Below are 18,025 nucleotides of genomic sequence, written 5' to 3'. Positions count from 1 at the left end.
TGTTTTTTGATCCAGACTCTGCGGTCTGGTGGGCGCCGGCTCAAGTCCGGTGCTTTACTTCCAGGAAACGCATCCATCCAGATGCGCCCATCATTCGCCAGCAATTCGTTTACCAGCGTCTGATTACTGACCGGAACGGGGCTGTTCCAGCTCAAAGGCATCGTGCAGGGCACGCACCCCAAGTTCCAGATACTTTTCATCCACTACCACGGAGATCTTGATTTCGGAAGTGGAAATCATGCGAATATTGATGCCCTCAGCCGCCAAGGCCTCGAACATCTTGCTGGCGATACCGGCATGGGACCGCATACCCACCCCGACAATGGAGATCTTGACGATCTTGTCGTCGCCAGTCACCTGACGGGCACCGAGTGCCTCGGCCCGGGAATGAACGATACCCAGCGCTTTTTCAAAATCATTCCGATGGACAGTGAAAGTGAAGTCTGTGGTACCGTCAGCCCCCACATTCTGGACAATCATGTCCACCTCAATGTTGGCATCGGCCACGGCACCAAGCAGCCGGTAAGCCACACCAGGCTGGTCGGGAACTCCAGCCACAGTGAGCTGGGCTTCATTTTGATTGAAGGCGATCCCGGAAATGAGCGCCTGCTCCATGCTCTCTTCCTCAAAAGTGATGAGCGTGCCCTCTCCTTCCTGAAATGAAGATAAAACACGCAGCGGTACATTGTATTTGCCGGCAAACTCGACGGCACGTATCTGCAAAACCTTGGACCCCAGACTGGCCATTTCCAGCATCTCCTCAAAGGTGATGCGGTCCAGTCGGCGGGCCTTAGGTACAACGCGGGGGTCTGTGGTGTACACCCCGTCCACGTCGGTGAAGATCTGGCATTCATCGGCTTTAAGGGCGGTGGCCAGGGCAACGGCGGTGGTGTCGGAGCCGCCACGACCCAAGGTGGTGATATTACCCATCTCGTCCACCCCCTGAAATCCAGCCACCACCACCACCTTGCCATCGGCCAGATCCCGCCGCACCCTGGCGCCATCAATGTCCCGAATACGGGCCTTGTTATGGGCGCTGTCGGTAAGAATCTGGACCTGGGCACCCGTGTAGGAACGGGCTGGACAGCCCTTGGCCTCCAGAGCCATGGCCAGCAGGGCGATGGTGACCTGCTCTCCCGTGGACAGCAGTACATCCAGTTCACGGCCATCAATGTTGGCACGAATACCCCTGGCCAGCCCCAGCAGTCGGTCAGTCTCGCCACTCATGGCAGAAACCACCACCACCAGTTCATGCCCCTGACGACGGGCAGCTATGACTCTATCGGCCACATTCTGGATGCGCTCCACGCTACCGACCGAAGTACCACCGTATTTTTGGACGATCAAGGACATAGTTTTTTACTTTGATAGAGGCCTGTCATCATTTTCCGCGAGAAACCCCATCCTTCAAGGACAGGGAGGGAGAGTGTATCGTATATAGCACGATCACGCGGCCCTGCTCACGTCCTCCTGTATCCATCGGGTTTAAAAGGGATCACCGCAGCTGGCTGATGGTTGCAGCAGGCGGCGGTGACGGTGCCACTGTCAAACAGTGTGGGCCAACAATCGATCGGCGTCAAAAACGGGCCTGAACCCAGGCTGTAACGGAGGCAAGCGCCTGATCCAATTCCTCAGGCCGAGTACCTCCTGCCATTGCCATGTCTGGCCGGCCACCACCACGACCACCAATCTGCTGGGCAACCTGATTGACCAGTTCTCCGGCCTTGATCCGTTTGATCTGCCCTTTGGTGACGCCGGCCACCAGACTGACCTTGCCATCCTGAACCGTGGCCAACACAATCACTGCCTCACCCAGCTTATGCTTGAGCTGGTCCACTGTATCCCGCAAGGATTTGGGGTCAGCCCCCTCCAGGCAGGCGGCCAGCACCTTGACGCCATTGATCTCAACAGCCTGATCCGACAGGCTGGAACCAGCCTGGGAGGCCATCTTGGCCTTGATGGTTTCCAGTTCTTTCTCCAGTAACCGGTTCCGGTCAAGCATCTGCTGGAGCTTGTCCGTCAGTTCACCTCGACCACCGCGCAACAGGGCAGCCACCTGGGCAAGGTGCTGCTCCGTTTCTTTGATGTACTGAAGGGCATTGTCTCCGGTGACCGCCTCAATGCGACGGATGCCTGCTGCGACACCACCTTCGGTGAGAATCTTGAACACACCAATATCACCGGTACGCCGGACATGAATACCGCCGCACAGTTCAGTAGAAAATCCGCCCAGGGACAGTACCCGCACCTCATCGCCATATTTTTCGCCAAACAGGGCCACAGCACCGGCAGCCAAGGCTTCCTTGATAGGCATGACCCGGGCCTCTGCCGCCACATTGGCACGAATGGCCCGGTTGACTGTAGCCTCCAGCTGCTCAATCTGGGCCTGGGTCAGCGGCTCAAAATGGGAGAAGTCAAATCGCAGTCGGTCCGGGGCCACCAGGGAACCCTTTTGCTGCACATGGTCTCCCAGCACCTCACGTAGCGCGGCATGCAGCAGGTGGGTGGCTGAATGGTTCAGCACCACCGCCTGACGCCGATCCTCGTTGATCCGGGTACACACTGCATCACCGCTACGCAGTCGTCCTCGCAGCATCCGTCCGTGGTGAATAAAAACACCGCCCTGCTTGATGGTATCGGTGACCTGAAACTCACCCTCAGGCCCTTCTATGACCCCGGTATCACCCACCTGACCACCGGACTCGGCATAGAACGGGGTGGTGTCAAGTACCACACTGCCCTCTGCCGATTCTTCAAGCACTTCACAGATCTGACGCTGGGGACCGGCGGCCAGACGCACCACCTGGGCATCCACAGCCATCACCTCGTTACCGACAAACTCCGAATCCGCCACCCCAACTGCCATGGCCCCCACGTCAGCCACCTTAAAGGTACTGGCCGCCCGGGCGCGATCACGCTGCCGTTCCATTTCATGTTCAAAACCGGCCATGTCCAGTGCCAATCCCTTTTCCCGGGCAATATCGCCAGTCAGGTCCACGGGGAATCCATAGGTATCGTAGAGCTTGAACACCAGACCACCGGGAATGGTCTTGTCGATAATCCGGCCAAGCCCTTCCTCCAGATGCTTGAGACCATGTTCCAAAGTCTCCTGGAATCGCTGCTCCTCCAGCAACAATACCTGCGCCACCTGGTCTTGGGTCTTGATCAATTCCGGGTAGGCGTCGCCCATCACCTCCACCAAAGGGGTCACCAGGCGATGGAAAAAAGGTTCACTCAAACCCAGTTTGTGACCATGCCGGGCAGCACGACGAATAATTCGACGTAACACATAACCCCGGCCATCGTTGGCAGGCATGACACCATCGGCAATCATGAAGCAGCAGGACCGGATATGATCGGCGATCACCCTGAAGGAAGGCGACCGGGTATCCGTGGTCCCCGCCAACCGCCCAACGGCAGCCAGCAGGTGCTGGAACAGGTCAATATCATAGTTGGAGTGGACCCCCTGCATCACTGCCGCCAGACGCTCCAGCCCCATGCCCGTGTCTACCGAGGGCCTGGGCAGGGGATTGAGGCGACCGTCCTGATCCCGGTCATACTGCATGAAGACCAGATTCCAGATCTCGATGTAACGGTCACCGTCCTCCTCGGGAGAACCCGGTGGACCACCCCAGACCTGGGGGCCGTGATCGTAGAAAATTTCGGTACAGGGACCACAGGGACCGGTATCCCCCATCTGCCAGAAATTGTCGGAACCACCGCCGGGCTTGTCGCCGATACGGGTGATACGATGAAGAGGAATGCCCACCTCACGGGTCCAGATATCGTATGCCTCGTCGTCGGTCTGGTACACCGTGACCCAAAGACGTTCAGGGGGCATCTTTAAGATGACGGTAAGATATTCCCAGGCATAGTGAATGGCGTCACGTTTGAAGTAATCGCCGAAGCTGAAATTACCCAGCATCTCGAAGAAGGTATGATGACGGGCCGTATAACCGACATTTTCCAGATCATTATGCTTGCCGCCAGCGCGCACACAACGCTGGGAAGTGGTGGCGCGACGATAGGGACGACTTTCGCGCCCCAGGAAGACATCCTTGAACTGCACCATTCCCGCATTGGTGAACAACAAGGTGGGGTCATTTCCCGGCACCAGCGGACTGGAAGAGACAACATCATGTCCCTTGGAATGGAAATATTCGAGGAAACTGCTTCGTATGTCAGTGCTTTTCATGTCTTGTCTTCGTCGCTCATCATTTCGCGCGAGAAACCCCGTCCTTCAAGGGCAGAGTCGTTGACAACACGGCGTATGATGTCCGTGGGGAATCCTCGATATTGCAAAAAACGCATCTGCTTGCTGCGTTCCCGGTAATCTCCGGGAGACTCTGGCCCAAAACGGCGTGCACGGGTGTCATGGGCCAAGGCTTCCCAATCAGCTTCAGCGGCTTCCAGGGCAATCTGCACCAGCGATTCGGCAACACCCCGTTGCCGCAGATCTGCACTAATGCGTATCGGGCCATGACCCTGCCCGATACGGTGCCTGATAAAGCCCTCCGTGAACCGTTCATCGCTGACCAACCCCTGGGATGCCAGCCGTTCCAGGGCGTCATCCACCGCCTGGGGAACCAGCCCTCTTTCGGTCAGCTTGGCTCGTAGTTCCTGGCGCGAATGTTCCCGACGGGACAAGAGCCGGACAGCGGCCTCCTCCGCCGTCCCGGCAACCTTACTCTTCTGCCGGAACTTCAGGCTCATGCTCTGGTGTCCCGCGCTTGGGCAGATGCCGTTCCCGAATCTGGTTCTCGATATCGGTGGCGATTTCCGGTCGCTCCTTGAGGAAATTACGGGCGTTATCCTTGCCCTGACCAATGCGCTCACCGTTGTAACTGTACCAGGCACCGGCCTTGTCCACGATGCCGTCCTTGACGCCCATCTCGATCACCTCGCCGAGCCGGGAGATACCTTCGCCATAAAGAATTTCGAAATGGGCCTCCCGAAATGGGGGGGCCATCTTGTTCTTGACCACCTTGACCCGGGTTTCATTACCCACCATCTCGTCACCTTTCTTGATCGCACCGGTACGGCGAATCTCCAGGCGCACGGAGGAATAAAATTTCAGGGCATTGCCCCCGGTGGTGGTTTCCGGGTTGCCAAACATGACACCGATCTTCATGCGGATCTGGTTGATAAAAATCACCAGCGTGTTGGAGCGCTTGATGTTGGCGGTGAGTTTGCGCAGGGCCTGGGACATCAGCCGGGCCTGCAAACCCACATGGGCATCCCCCATTTCCCCTTCAATTTCGGCCTTGGGGGTCAGGGCAGCCACAGAGTCCACCACCACCACGTCCACGGCACTGGAGCGCACCAGCATGTCGGCAATCTCCAGGGCCTGCTCACCGGTATCCGGCTGGGACACCAGCAAATTGTCCACATCCACACCCAACTTGGCGGCATAAGAAGGGTCCAAGGCATGTTCAGCGTCCACAAAAGCCGCCGTCCCTCCCAGCTTCTGACATTCGGCGATCACCTGCAGGGTCAGGGTTGTCTTGCCTGAAGACTCCGGGCCGAAAACCTCCACCACCCGCCCCTTGGGCAGGCCACCGATGCCCAGGGCAATATCCAGCGCCAAAGAGCCGCTGGAAATCACTTCCACATCCCGCACGGCGGTGGAATCCCCCATGCGCATGACCGCGCCCTTACCGAACTGACGTTCGATCTGGCTCAGTGCCGCAGAGAGCGCCTTCTTGCGATTTTCATCCATCGTCAAACCCCTTTTCATAACCTCTTCGCAAGGAAACCCGCGATTTCAGCGGCTGCGGGACTGCAGTCGCCGAAAAACGTAGCCCCTTTCGAGCGTCCTGCTCAGGCGGGCTCAGGCTGGTCAACCCGGCTTGCTCTCACAAGCCCCCGACTTCAGTCGGGGGTAGTTGACCGTCCGTAAATACCACACGGGGAACTCCGTCCCGCGATAACAGGCGCGGGATTATCCCACATAGGACCGGCATATTGCCAATTCCCAATGCCGCCGGCCATCATGGCTCAAGCGCCCCCTGAAGCGCCAGTGCCACCGCCTGACGGCGGATGGCTTCCCGATCACCGGCCAGCAGATGCTGACAGGCCTGAAGCTTTTTGTCCTGCCCGCGCCAGGCCCAGGCAAACCAGACGGTACCTACAGGCCGGGATAATGTGCCACCACCGGGGCCGGCAATACCACTGACGGCAATGGCCAGATGGGCCTCACTGTGGGTCAGGGCGCCCGTGGCCATGGCAGTCACGGTTTCACGACTGACGGCCCCGAAGGTGTCCAGCACTGTCGGCGGCACATCCAGTTGCTGGGTCTTGGCCCGGTTACTGTAGGTGACAAATCCTCGGTCAAACCAGGCCGATGATCCCGGCACATCAGTGATGATCTTGGCAATCCAGCCCCCTGTGCAGGACTCCGCCAGCACCAGCGACGCACCCCGGTGGCACATCTGTTCTCCCAACCGGCGGGCCATCTGTGCCAAATCCGCCTCCAGGGCACCGTGGACCATCAGGCCATACTCGAAATCTGTGCCGCCACCAGATAGCCCTGATCCTCCGGGGTGACCCGGATCACTTCGGCCTGCACCTGAAACGGTAACACGCCCGGCTGTTGGCTGGCATCAATGGTGACCATGACCGTGGTCCCTACAGGCACACTCACGGATAGACGGAACGACACCCCCGTGGCACTCAGATCCCGACCCAATCCCTGCAGGGTCTGACCGGTGTCCAGTACGGTGATTTTCATGGGATGATCCAGCTGTAACCGCTGAAAATCCCGCTTTTCGTCAAAATTCAAATTCATTCAACCCCCCCGGTGGCTCAGTCACCCGTGAATTGTGCGCTGTCCTTGACCCGACGGGCAAGAATGCCTCACCCCTTCGGTACAATTTCCCTGGATCAAGGGGGGCACCGGAGGGGTGATTGGTGAGTGATGGGACCATCATGTGCCCGGAGGCGAGGCGTTACACCGCCTCGCCCCGGAGTCGATTCACAGGAACTGCGGCAACTGCCGGCGAATATCCATCGGATCATGGGTGGTCAGATTCTTGTCGATCTCACCGACCACGGACTTTTGGGTCACTGCATCCATACAGTTTCTCAATGCGCCCAAAAAGGCCGGCGCAGCAATGATGTAGAGCTTGCTGAACTGCCCGGTCACACGGGCATTGTTCAAACGATCACACAGGGTGCGGGCAAAACGTATGGCTTCATGCTTTTTAGGCGGCGTTTCCCGCCCCATGGCATGTCGACCATCACCGGCACTGTCAAAGACCCGGCCCATGCGATCCGACTGCAACGCCTGCTCATGCAATCGGGCCTCGGGATGGACCAGATCTTCCACTTCCACCAGGGGACTGAAGGACTTTTCGGCACTGAACACCCTGGCCCGACTCGCATCTGCAACGATAACCCATGTTGTCATAGACCCTCCGCAAGAAAACCCGTGACCGGCGTCACGGGAGGAACAATGCGCTAACACTCAATGAGCTTAGACGATTTCAGGGCAGGAGGTTCCCCCGATCCGGTCATGGTAATCTTCGCCGCTCACGCCGATGCCATAGACCTGAGATGACTACCAGCGACCTGTCTTCCCATACTCCGATGATGCAGCAGTACCTGAAAATCAAGGCTGAACATCCGGATATCTTGCTGTTTTACCGCATGGGAGACTTTTACGAACTCTTCTTTGAAGATGCGGTCCGGGCCGCCGGGCTGCTGGATATCACCCTCACCCGACGCGGCCAATCCGGAGGTGAGCCGATTCCCATGGCGGGGGTTCCGGTACATGCAGCGGAATCCTACCTGGCACGACTGGTGCGACAAGGGGAATCGGTCGCCCTGTGTGAACAGGTGGGAGATCCAGCCACCACCAAGGGCCCGGTGGCCCGCAAAGTGGTGCGAATCGTCACCCCTGGCACGGTCACCGATGAGGCTTTGCTGGAGGAACGCCGGGAAAACCTGCTGGTTTGCCTCAAGGTTCGCGGTGAACATACCGGATTGGCCATTCTGGATCTGGCCTCCGGTCGTTTTCAGGTCCAGGAACTCAAAGGCGAAGAACCTCTGCTGGGAGAACTGGAACGGCTACAACCGGCTGAACTGCTGATTCCCGAAGATATGCGCCTGCCAGGACCAGAACGGAGCGGTATCAGGCGCCTGGCCCCCTGGCACTTTGAAACCGAAACCGCCCGCACTTTGCTGACCCGTCAGTTGGGTACGCGGGATCTGGCCGGTTTTGGCTGTGACCAGATGCCCCTGGCCATCGGTGCTGCCGGCGCGTTGCTGCATTATGCCCAGCAAACCCAGAAAACCGCCCTCCCCCACATTGATGGCCTCGGGGTGCTGCGCCGGGACGAAGGCATCATCCTGGACGCGGCCACCCGCCGCAATCTTGAACTGACCACCAACCTGTCCGGTGGACGGGATCATACCCTGGCTCAGGTACTGGACCAGACGGTCACGGCCATGGGCAGCCGGCTGCTATGTCGCTGGCTGCACCAGCCCCTGCGGGACCGGCAAATCCTTAAAGGACGACATGGTGCCATCCGGATGCTGGTGGACACCCGCGCCTTTGAACAATTACAACCCCAGTTACACCGCATCGGTGATCTGGAACGTATTCTGACCCGGGTTGCCCTGGGTTCTGCCCGCCCCAGGGATCTGGCTACCCTGCGGGATTCCCTGGCTGAACTGCCCACCCTGCAAGACATCCTGCATCCCCTGCGTGCAGTGCGACTGCGGGAACTGGCCGAGGCCATTGACGACCATCCCCAGGTGGTGGCACTGCTGCAGCAAGCGGTGATTGATCAACCCCCGGTATTGATCCGGGACGGCGGAGTGATTGCCCAGGGCTACGATGCCGAATTGGATGAATTGCGTACCCTGTCGGAAAACGCAGACCAATTTCTGCTGGATCTGGAACAACGGGAACGAAAACGCACCGGCATCCACAACCTCAAGGTGGCTTATAACCGGGTCCATGGCTACTACATCGAAATCAGTCGGGGACAATCGGATCGGGCGCCGGAGGACTATACCCGACGCCAGACCCTAAAAGGTGCCGAGCGTTTCATTACCCCGGAACTCAAGCAGTTCGAGGACAAGGTGCTCTCTGCCCGGGAGCGGGCCCTGGCCAGGGAAAAACAACTCTATGAAGCATTGCTGACCCGATTGCACGACCCACTGCCCGCCCTGCGACGCAGCGCCGAGGCGCTGGCGGAACTGGATGTACTGGCCAGTCTGGCAGAACGGGCGGATCATCTGGATTTCACCGCGCCGGAGCTGACCGACCAACCCGGTCTGCATATTGAGGGTGGACGCCATCCGGTGGTGGAGCAGGTACTCGATGAGCCTTTTGTACCCAACGATCTGACCCTGGACTCCAAGCGTCGTATGCTGGTGGTCACTGGCCCCAACATGGGGGGCAAATCCACCTACATGCGCCAGGCGGCCCTGATCGTGCTGATGGCCCATGTGGGGAGCTTTGTTCCGGCAAAACAGGCCCGCATCGGCCCGGTGGACCGGATTTTTACCCGGGTGGGCGCCAGCGACGATCTGGCCTCGGGACGCTCCACATTCATGGTAGAGATGACCGAAGCGGCCAACATCCTCAACCATGCCACTGAACACAGCCTGGTGCTGATGGACGAAATTGGCCGGGGGACAAGCACCTTTGACGGCTTATCCCTGGCCCTGGCCTGCGCCGAACATCTGGCCACCCGTAACCGGGCCTTCTGCCTGTTTGCCACCCACTATTTTGAACTCACTGCCCTGCCGGAGCAGTATCCCACCATCGCCAATGTGCATATTGACGCCATGGAACATGGGGACCGGATCGTCTTTCTCCATGCGGTCAAGGCAGGGCCGGCAAACCAGAGTTATGGTCTGCATGTGGCCGCTCTGGCGGGTGTCCCCAAAGGGGTGATACGGCGGGCACGTCAACACCTCAATGCCCTGGAGCAACATAGCCTGAACAGTTCAGCAGGGCCGCAGATGAGTCTGTTCTGTCCGCCGGTGGATCATGGAATGGACGATGAAGAAGACCCGGAGACCCCTGACCCTGTCAGCCTGGCCCTGCGCACGGCAGTGGATGAACTGGACCCGGATGGCATGACCCCCAGGGAGGCCCTGGTGGCCCTGTATCGACTCAAGGAACTGGCAGCACTACTGCAGGAATAACGGCAATCACCGCCAGATCATGCCATCACCAGCATCACCACCGCATGGGCTGCAATGCCTTCTTCCCGTCCCACAAACCCCAGACGCTCAGTGGTGGTTGCCTTGACGTTCACCTGGGTAAGGTCGATCTGCAAATCCGCCGCCAGATTGATCCGCATCTGTTCCACATGGGGTGACATCTTGGGAGCCTGAGCAACCAAAGTGGCATCCAGATTGCCGATCTTCCAGCCCTGGGCCTGTATCTTGCCCAGCACCTCCCGCAGCAAAACCCGGCTATCGGCCCCCTTGTAGGCCGGGTCTGTGTCTGGAAAATGGCGGCCAATATCCCCCAGGGCCGCAGCACCGAGAATGGCGTCGGACACCGCGTGCATCAGCACATCCCCATCAGAATGGGCCTTGAAGGCCTTGTGATGGGGCACCTGAACGCCGCCGATGACAAGGTGATCGCCCGCCATGAACTCATGGACGTCATACCCGTGACCGATACGAAACTTCATAAAACCTCCGCAAGAAAAACCCCAATCTCAATGGCCAGTTGTTTGCTGCCGGGACAAATAGAACGCCGCCAGAGATAGATCTTCCGGCTGGGTGATCTTGATATTGCGGGCACTGCCCTCCACCAGCAAAGGCGCCTGGCCGGCATGCTCCATGGCCGAGGCCTCGTCGGTCACCAAAAAATCCTCGGCCAGCGCCTGGGCCAGGGCCTGTTCAAGGGCCCCCAGACGAAACATCTGCGGCGTGAAGGCCCGCCACATGGCTCCACGGTCTACAGTGGCGGCGATACGGCCATCGGGTCCGGCCCGCTTCTTGGTATCCCGCACCGGCGTGGCCAGGATACCGCCCACCGGATCGTTATGCAGGGTATCGAGCAGGTGGTCCAGATCCTCATCACTCAAACAAGGCCGGGCTGCGTCATGCACCAGCACCCAGTCCTGGGAATCGACATGGTTCATGAGCACCCCAAGACCATTGAGCACGGAATGACACCGCTCGGTGCCACCGTCCACCACCCACAGGGGCTTGTTGGCCTTGATATCCAGATCCTTGAACCAGCCATCATCGGCACTGATCACCAGCACCACGCCGCTGATGCGCGGGTGCCGGAAAAAAATATCCAGGGTATGTTCCAGCACCGTGCGCCCGGCCAGGGGCAGGTACTGCTTGGGACGGTCAGCGCCCATGCGGCGACCCACACCAGCGGCGGGAATCACCGCCCAGAATCCGGGAGTTTTCGTCTTCGTCATCGTTGTCCGCCAAGGCGGTGACGATCCACCACCTGGAAAAAGATCTCATCTTCGGCAATCATCCCCAGTTCCCGTCTGGCCCGCTCTTCAATGGCGTCCAGACCGGTCTTGAGGTCGATCACCTCTGCTTCCAGCGACTCGTTACGGGTGCGCAGTTCATCGTTCTGCGCCCGCTGTATCTCCAGTTCCTGACGCAGTTGCCAGACTTCCACCAGGCTGCCTTCGCCAAACCACAATTTGTACTGGAGGCCCGCAAAGAGCACCAGCAGCAGGGTGATGAGCCATTTCATCCAGGGCAGTCCAGCCGGTGACATCAGGGGAAACAACCGCCACCCAGGGCCGCTCCAGCGGAGCGACATCATGCAGACCCAGGTGGCGGTCAGGAGAAATCAGCCTAAACGCCGGAATGCAGTCTTTCCAGCATAGCGGGCGCTGGTTCCCAGCATTTCCTCGATACGAATCAGTTGATTGTATTTTGCCACCCGGTCAGAACGGGACAAAGAGCCGGTCTTGATCTGACCGGCCCCCGTGGCCACAGCCAGATCGGCAATGGTGACATCCTCGGTTTCGCCGGAGCGGTGGGAAATCACTGCGGTATAGCCGGCATCGTGGGCCATGCGGATGGCTTCCAGAGTCTCGGTGAGGGTACCGATCTGGTTGAGCTTGATGAGGATGGAGTTGCCGATCCCCTTGTCGATGCCCTCGCCCAGGATCTCGGTGTTGGTGACGAACAGGTCATCCCCCACCAGCTGCACCTGGTCACCCAGGCGTTGGGTGAGCAGCTTCCAACCGTCCCAGTCGCCCTCATCCATGCCGTCCTCAATGGTGATGATGGGGTATTGGTTCACCCAGTTGGCCAAAAACTCCACCATGCCGGCGGCATCCAGGCGCTTGCCTTCGGAGGCCAGCACATAGGCGCCGTCCTTGTAGAACTCGGACGCGGCACAATCCAGACCCAGGTAAATATCCTTGCCAGCGGTGAAACCGGCCTGACCAATGGCCTCCAAAATGGCCTCGATGGCCGCCTCGTTGGAGGGCAAATCCGGGGCAAAACCACCCTCGTCACCCACGGCAGTGGACAGCCCCCGGCCATGTAGCACCGACTTGAGCGCATGAAAGACTTCAGCACCATAGCGGATGGCATCGGTCACATTGTCGGCCCCCACGGGCAAAATCATGAACTCCTGCATGTCCACGCTGTTGTCGGCATGGGCGCCGCCATTGATGATGTTCATCATGGGCACCGGCAGCAGGGTGGCATGCTCACCCCCCAGGTGACGATACAGGGGCAGTCCTGCGTCCCGGGCATTGGCATGGGCCAAAGCCATGGACACCGCCAGCAGGGCGTTGGCACCCAGACGACCCTTGTTAGGGGTGCCATCCAGCTCGATCATGCGCCGGTCGATGGCCTCCTGATCGGCGGCCTTGAGGCCCAGCAAGGCTTCGCGGATCTCGCTGTTCACATTGGCCACCGCCTTGCGAACCCCCTTACCCAGATAGCGGGCGTCACCATCCCGCAATTCCAGAGCCTCCCGGGAGCCGGTAGAGGCGCCGGAAGGTACCGCAGCACGGCCCACCGCGCCGGAGCCCAGTTTCACATCGGCTTCGACGGTGGGATTGCCACGGGAGTCCACCACCTCGCGGGCCAAAATATCAACGATTTCACTCATGGATCATGATCCCCTAGTTGGTCAATTCAAGCACTGTTGTTCGATAAACCCCTGGGCCTTGACCACAGTGTCAAGGGTTTTGAGGGTGGTCAGTAATGCCTCCAGATGGGGCAAGGGCCAGGCATTGGGTCCGTCGGACAGGGCCTTGTCCGGGTCCGGGTGGGTTTCCATGAAAAGACCCGCCACCCCGGAGGCCACGGCGGCCCGTGCCAGGACCGGCACGAATTCCCGCTGGCCACCGGAGCTGGCGCCCCGGCCACCGGGTTGTTGCACCGAATGGGTGGCATCAAATACCACCGGACACCCGGTCTCCCGCATCACGGCCAGACCACGCATGTCGGAAATTAAGGTGTTATAACCAAAGGACACCCCCCGTTCGCAGACCATGATCTGGGTATTGCCGGTCTCGCGGGCCTTGTCCACCACGTGTTTCATGTCCCAGGGGGCCAGGAACTGACCCTTTTTGAGGTTCACCGGCAGCCCCTGGGCCGCCACGTTGCGAATAAAGTTGGTCTGGCGGCAGAGAAAGGCCGGGGTCTGCAATACGTCCACCACGGCGGCCACCTCCGCCAATGGGGTGTCTTCATGCACGTCGGTCAACACCGGCACACCCACCTGCGCCTTCACCGTCTCCAGGATCTGCAGCCCCTTTTCCAGGCCAGGGCCGCGAAAACTGCCACCAGAAGACCGGTTGGCCTTGTCAAAAGAGGACTTGTAGATGAAGGGAATACCCAGGCGATCGGTCATTGCCTTGAGCAGACCCGCCGTGTCCAGGGCCAGCTGCTCACTTTCGATGACACAGGGGCCAGAGATCAAAAATACCGGCTGGTCCAGACCCACCTGAAAATGACAGAGTTTCATCGGGATGCTTTGCTCTGATTGAAAACTTTTTCATGATGCAGCCGGGCCGCCTTGACGAAACCCGCAAACAACGCATGACCATCCCGGGGGGTGGAGGTGAATTCCGGGTGGAACTGACAGGCCAGGAACCAGGGATGGTCCCTCAGCTCCACCATTTCCACCAACGCTCCGTCCATGGATTTACCGGAGATCACCAGTCCAGCATCCTGCAGGATGTCCAGATATTGATTGTTGAATTCATAACGGTGGCGATGGCGTTCGCTGATCACCTCGGCCCCATAAACGCGCCGGGCCAGGGAATCCGGCGCCAGACGGGCCTGCTGGCCGCCCAGGCGCATGGTGCCCCCCAGGTCGTCATCGCCGCTGCGCTGTTCCACCCGGCCTTCCCGATCCTGCCACTCGGTGATCAGGGCGATCACCGGATGGGGCGTCTGGGGACGGAATTCGGTGCTGTGGGCCTGTTCCAGACCGGCCACGTTGCGGGCATATTCGATCACCGCCACCTGCATCCCCAGGCAGATGCCCAGGTAAGGCATCTTGTGCTCGCGGGCATGGCGCACCGCAGCGATCTTGCCCTCCACACCCCGCTCGCCGAAGCCGCCGGGCACCAGGATGGCATCCACCTCGGCCAGGCAGTCGGTGCCTGCGGTCTCCAGGCGTTCGGAGTCGATATAGCGGATGTTCACCTTGGTGGCGGTGTGGATGCCGGCGTGGGTCAGGGCCTCGTTGAGGGACTTGTAGGACTCGGTGAGTTCCACATACTTGCCCACCATGCCGATGGTGACCTCGGCCTCGGGAAACTCCATGGCGTTGACCACGTGCTTCCAGTCGGACAGATCCGCCGGCGGGGCCTCCACGTGCAGCTTGCGCAGGACGATCTCGTCCAGCTTCTGGGAATGCAGCCACAGGGGAATCTTGTAGATGTTGTCCACGTCCACCGAGGAGATGACCGCCTTTTCCTCCACGTTGGTGAACAGGGCGATCTTGCGACGCTCCCCCTCCGGCAGCGGATGGGTGGAACGGCACAGCAGGATATGGGGCTGGATGCCGATGGAACGCAGTTCCTTCACCGAATGCTGGGTCGGCTTGGTCTTGATCTCGCCGGCGGCGGCGATGTAGGGCACCAGGGTCAGGTGGATGTACAGGACATTCTCGCTGCCCAGTTCCACCCCCATCTGGCGGATGGCTTCCAGAAACGGCAGGGATTCGATGTCGCCCACGGTGCCGCCGATTTCCACCAGGGCGATGTCGGCCCCTTCGGCCCCGGCCCGCACCGAGCGCTTGATCTCGTCGGTGATGTGGGGAATGACCTGCACGGTGCCGCCCAGGTAGTCACCCCGACGCTCCTTGCGGATGACGTTCTCGTAGATCTGGCCGGTGGTGAAGTTGTTGCGCCGGCTGGTCCTGATACGCACGAACCGCTCATAGTGGCCCAGGTCCAGGTCGGTTTCCGCGCCGTCCTCGGTGACGAACACCTCGCCGTGCTGGAACGGACTCATGGTGCCGGGGTCCACGTTGATGTAGGGGTCCAGCTTGAGCATGGTGACCTTGAGACCACGGGCCTCAAGGATCGTCCCCAGGGAAGCGGCAGCAATGCCTTTACCCAGGGAAGACACCACGCCCCCTGTAATGAACACGTATCGCGTCATGAGATTGTCGTCGGGATTGGAGAATGAGTGCGCCAAAGGCGCCGGACGGGAGGAGAGGATACCAGAGGGGGGTATCCCCCCTCAATCACGGCCATGCTGAGCGTGTGAACGGAGACTCAACGCAGATGGAAGGCCACCGGCAGGACCACTTCCAGTCTGTGCTGAGGCAGTTCCGGTGGCATGGCGGGCAAAGGCTGTGCCCGCTGCAGCATACTGGTCACTTCCCGATCCAGCAGCGCATGCCCTGAACTGCGTTCAATGCTGTGTGACAGCACTTCGCCATTTCGGTTCATCACAAAACGCACATAAACCACGCCCTCCTGACGACGCAGCTGCGCCTGACGAGGATATTCCTTGTGCCGTTCCAGCCAGGCCCGGACCAGTTGCAGATAATCCTGGGTTGCCGCCGGATCAGCGCCGGCAACCTGATCCGCCTGCCGACCGGGCGGGTGGGACGTGCTCTCGGGGGCATCCTCCCTGGACTGCCCCTGGGGTTCAGCAGAAGGCTGGGCCACGGGCGTGGGGTCGGCCACCGGCTCCGGTTTGGGTTGGGGCCTGGGCTCGGGCGGTCGGGGTTTGGGCTCGGGTTTGGGTTCCGGCTTTGGCTCGGGCTTGGGTTCAGGTTCTGGCTGCGGGGTAGGTTCAGGCTCGGGTTCCGACACCGGCTCTACCACCGGTTCAGGCTCTCCCGCCGGCTGCCCGGCTGGCCCCAGACCGATCACTACCCCGGCTTCTCCGGGTGCCTGAGCCCCCTCCGTGACCACGTCGTCGCCGCGGGCCAGCCACCAGAACACCGATAGATGCAGTCCCACGGCCAGCGTCAGGGCCAGCACCCAGCTCAGGCTTCTCAGCGGCATCAGCGATCCCCCGCCAGGACTGTCAGCAGGCGTACCTCTTCCACCCCCGCGGCGCGCAGCAGTTCCATCAGGTCCATGAGTGCATCGGTGGAGGCCGCCTGATCCGCCTTGATGCGCACCAGCGGCTCCCCTTTTGCCAGCACCTCTTGACGCGCTTCCATCTGCGCCCGCAGGCGTCCTTTCAGGGTATCGGCATCCATCTCCTCATCATCCAGCGCCAGCCGCCCATCCCGGCCCAGCAGCACCAGCCAGCCTTCATCATCGACGCCGGCCTCGTGGCGGGAATCAGGCGCTTCCACTTCAAACACATGCTGGGCGCTCAGGGCACCGGCCACCATGAAAAAGATCAGCAGCAGAAAGACGATGTTGATCAGCGGGATCAGATTCTCTTCCGGGGGCTTGCCGGAATACTCGGGTAACTGCATGGGGCTTTACTCCCGTGACAGACGCAGGGACACGGGTTCCGCCTCCCGCACCCGGTCCAGGACATTGACCACGGTCTGCAGGGGAACCTCCCCCGCCGGCTGGACCACCACCGTGCGGGTAGGCTCCACGGCCAGTTGCTCACGCAGGGCAATCACCAGCCGCTCCGCCGACACCGGTTCCCCCCCTAGCCGCAGCTCCCCCCCCGGAAGGATCCGCACCGCCAGGGGCAGCTGGTCCTCGGCGGCGCTGGACTGGGAGGAAGGGGTACTCAGGGTCACCGCGCTCCAATCCAGAAAGCTGCTGGCCAGCATGAAAAAGATCAGCAGGATGAACACCACGTCGATTAGGGGGGTGAGACTGATGAGCGCCCGTCGACGGGGGGCCGGTGCCTCAATGTGCATCGCCCGCCGCCCGGTCCTTCCAGACCTTGATGTGAGGTTTCTGTGCCGCCTGGATAGGGGTGGGTTCCTGCCGCTGCTCCGCTGGCGATGGCGGCAGGGTAAACACCTGGGTCAGGGCATCCTGCATCCGGTGACGAAAACGCTCCACCCAGCGCTCCAGGCCGTTGAGCACCGCCACCACCGGGATGGCCACCGCCAGGCCCACCGCCGTGGTCAAAAGCGCCACCCAGATGCCACCGGACAGAATGGATGGGTCCACCCGGTTGCCCGCCGCCTCCAGCTGCTGGAAGGCGGCGATCATGCCCAGTACCGTACCCAGCAGACCCAACAGCGGCGCCAGGGTGCCGATCACTTCCAGCATGCGGAACTGCCCCCGCAAACGCTCCAGCCAGTTCACCGCCACCCGGGTGGCCTCTTCCCGCACCAGCGGTTCGGAACAGGCAGGGTCACGCCGCCCCTGGATCGCCACCTCCATCACCCGGGCAGCGGGGCTGCGGCTGCGGGAGAGGGTTTCCAGGGCTGGCTCCACCCGACCGTCACGCCAGTGTTCCAGGGCCGTCTTCAGACTGCGCTCATCCCCCAGCCGCCACCACAGGAACTGGCCGATCTTGACCAGGATGATGGTGAGGGCCACCACGGACATGACCAGCAGGATGGCCACCACCGGCCCCCCCAGATCAATCATGCCCTGCAGGGCATGCACGATCCCCGTCGTGTCCGCGACATCGGCCTGGGTCACCCCCGTTTCTCCCAGGC

At 60.6% G+C, this 18,025-nt stretch carries 18 protein-coding genes; 1 reads left to right on the top strand and 17 read right to left on the bottom strand.

Annotated features, from left to right (window positions below; genetic code table 11):
* Positions 1 to 123 precede the first annotated feature (123 nt).
* From BMX62_RS03870 to BMX62_RS03840, 7 genes are all read right to left on the bottom strand, one after another.
* On the bottom strand, positions 124 to 1,353 hold the full coding sequence (locus tag BMX62_RS03870; RefSeq protein WP_090204506.1) for an aspartate kinase: 1,230 nt from the start codon (positions 1,351 to 1,353) through the stop codon (positions 124 to 126).
* A 223-nt stretch (positions 1,354 to 1,576) separates the two neighbouring features.
* Positions 1,577 to 4,195 (bottom strand): alanine--tRNA ligase, encoded by a 2,619-nt coding sequence (gene alaS, locus BMX62_RS03865; protein ID WP_090204501.1) that lies wholly within the window; start codon positions 4,193 to 4,195, stop codon positions 1,577 to 1,579.
* Positions 4,192 to 4,713: a regulatory protein RecX gene (locus BMX62_RS03860; RefSeq protein ID WP_090204497.1), complete on the bottom strand. Its 522-nt coding sequence runs from the start codon at positions 4,711 to 4,713 to the stop codon at positions 4,192 to 4,194. Before BMX62_RS03860 ends, alaS begins: the two co-directional genes overlap by 4 nt.
* Positions 4,685 to 5,719, bottom strand: a complete 1,035-nt coding sequence (gene recA, locus BMX62_RS03855; RefSeq protein WP_090204493.1) for a recombinase RecA — start codon at positions 5,717 to 5,719, stop codon at positions 4,685 to 4,687. Before recA ends, BMX62_RS03860 begins: the two co-directional genes overlap by 29 nt.
* A 271-nt stretch (positions 5,720 to 5,990) precedes the next feature.
* Positions 5,991 to 6,491: a CinA family protein gene (locus BMX62_RS03850; protein WP_090204489.1), complete on the bottom strand. Its 501-nt coding sequence runs from the start codon at positions 6,489 to 6,491 to the stop codon at positions 5,991 to 5,993.
* Positions 6,491 to 6,787, bottom strand: coding sequence for a PilZ domain-containing protein (locus tag BMX62_RS03845; RefSeq protein WP_090204486.1), 297 nt, complete (start codon positions 6,785 to 6,787; stop codon positions 6,491 to 6,493). Before BMX62_RS03845 ends, BMX62_RS03850 begins: the two co-directional genes overlap by 1 nt.
* 186 nt (positions 6,788 to 6,973) lie before the next feature.
* Positions 6,974 to 7,408: a host attachment protein gene (locus BMX62_RS03840; protein ID WP_090204483.1), complete on the bottom strand. Its 435-nt coding sequence runs from the start codon at positions 7,406 to 7,408 to the stop codon at positions 6,974 to 6,976.
* 146 nt (positions 7,409 to 7,554) lie between these two features.
* On the opposite strand from BMX62_RS03840, the gene mutS reads away from it, so the two are divergent.
* Positions 7,555 to 10,161 (top strand): DNA mismatch repair protein MutS, encoded by a 2,607-nt coding sequence (gene mutS / locus BMX62_RS03835; RefSeq protein ID WP_090204480.1) that lies wholly within the window; start codon positions 7,555 to 7,557, stop codon positions 10,159 to 10,161.
* A 17-nt stretch (positions 10,162 to 10,178) separates the two neighbouring features.
* Here the strand turns inward: mutS and ispF are convergent, their stop codons facing one another.
* The 10 genes from ispF to BMX62_RS03780 all read right to left on the bottom strand — a co-directional run bounded on the left by ispF (position 10,179) and on the right by BMX62_RS03780 (position 17,954).
* Positions 10,179 to 10,658, bottom strand: coding sequence for a 2-C-methyl-D-erythritol 2,4-cyclodiphosphate synthase (gene ispF / locus BMX62_RS03830; RefSeq protein WP_090204475.1), 480 nt, complete (start codon positions 10,656 to 10,658; stop codon positions 10,179 to 10,181).
* 27 nt (positions 10,659 to 10,685) lie between these two features.
* Positions 10,686 to 11,405, bottom strand: coding sequence for a 2-C-methyl-D-erythritol 4-phosphate cytidylyltransferase (gene ispD, locus BMX62_RS03825; RefSeq protein WP_090204472.1), 720 nt, complete (start codon positions 11,403 to 11,405; stop codon positions 10,686 to 10,688).
* A complete protein-coding gene (gene ftsB, locus BMX62_RS03820; RefSeq protein ID WP_090204576.1) occupies positions 11,402 to 11,695 on the bottom strand; it encodes a cell division protein FtsB in 294 nt (97 codons plus the stop codon). Before ftsB ends, ispD begins: the two co-directional genes overlap by 4 nt.
* A 99-nt stretch (positions 11,696 to 11,794) precedes the next feature.
* Positions 11,795 to 13,075 carry a phosphopyruvate hydratase gene (gene eno / locus BMX62_RS03815; protein WP_090204470.1) on the bottom strand — a complete coding sequence of 427 codons (1,281 nt, stop codon included), beginning with the start codon at positions 13,073 to 13,075 and terminating at the stop codon, positions 11,795 to 11,797.
* A gap of 21 nt (positions 13,076 to 13,096) precedes the next feature.
* On the bottom strand, positions 13,097 to 13,936 hold the full coding sequence (gene kdsA / locus BMX62_RS03810) for a 3-deoxy-8-phosphooctulonate synthase (protein ID WP_090204466.1): 840 nt from the start codon (positions 13,934 to 13,936) through the stop codon (positions 13,097 to 13,099).
* Complete coding sequence (locus BMX62_RS03805; RefSeq protein ID WP_090204572.1) at positions 13,933 to 15,585, bottom strand: CTP synthase; 1,653 nt, start codon at positions 15,583 to 15,585, stop codon at positions 13,933 to 13,935. Before BMX62_RS03805 ends, kdsA begins: the two co-directional genes overlap by 4 nt.
* Positions 15,586 to 15,701: 116 nt before the next feature.
* On the bottom strand, positions 15,702 to 16,442 hold the full coding sequence (locus tag BMX62_RS12805; protein WP_156055368.1) for an energy transducer TonB: 741 nt from the start codon (positions 16,440 to 16,442) through the stop codon (positions 15,702 to 15,704).
* Positions 16,442 to 16,867 (bottom strand): ExbD/TolR family protein, encoded by a 426-nt coding sequence (locus tag BMX62_RS03790; RefSeq protein ID WP_090204457.1) that lies wholly within the window; start codon positions 16,865 to 16,867, stop codon positions 16,442 to 16,444. Before BMX62_RS03790 ends, BMX62_RS12805 begins: the two co-directional genes overlap by 1 nt.
* Positions 16,868 to 16,873: 6 nt before the next feature.
* Positions 16,874 to 17,269 (bottom strand): ExbD/TolR family protein, encoded by a 396-nt coding sequence (locus BMX62_RS03785; protein WP_090204454.1) that lies wholly within the window; start codon positions 17,267 to 17,269, stop codon positions 16,874 to 16,876.
* Positions 17,259 to 17,954, bottom strand: a complete 696-nt coding sequence (locus tag BMX62_RS03780; RefSeq protein WP_420795803.1) for a MotA/TolQ/ExbB proton channel family protein — start codon at positions 17,952 to 17,954, stop codon at positions 17,259 to 17,261. Before BMX62_RS03780 ends, BMX62_RS03785 begins: the two co-directional genes overlap by 11 nt.
* Positions 17,955 to 18,025: the final 71 nt, after the last annotated feature.

This window comes from Ectothiorhodospira magna, from assembly GCF_900110965.1.
In the GTDB taxonomy this organism is placed as follows: Bacteria; Pseudomonadota; Gammaproteobacteria; order Ectothiorhodospirales; family Ectothiorhodospiraceae; genus Ectothiorhodospira; species Ectothiorhodospira magna.
The sequence above is the reverse complement of the archived record's forward strand: the minus strand, read 5'-3'. Positions and strand labels throughout refer to the sequence as shown.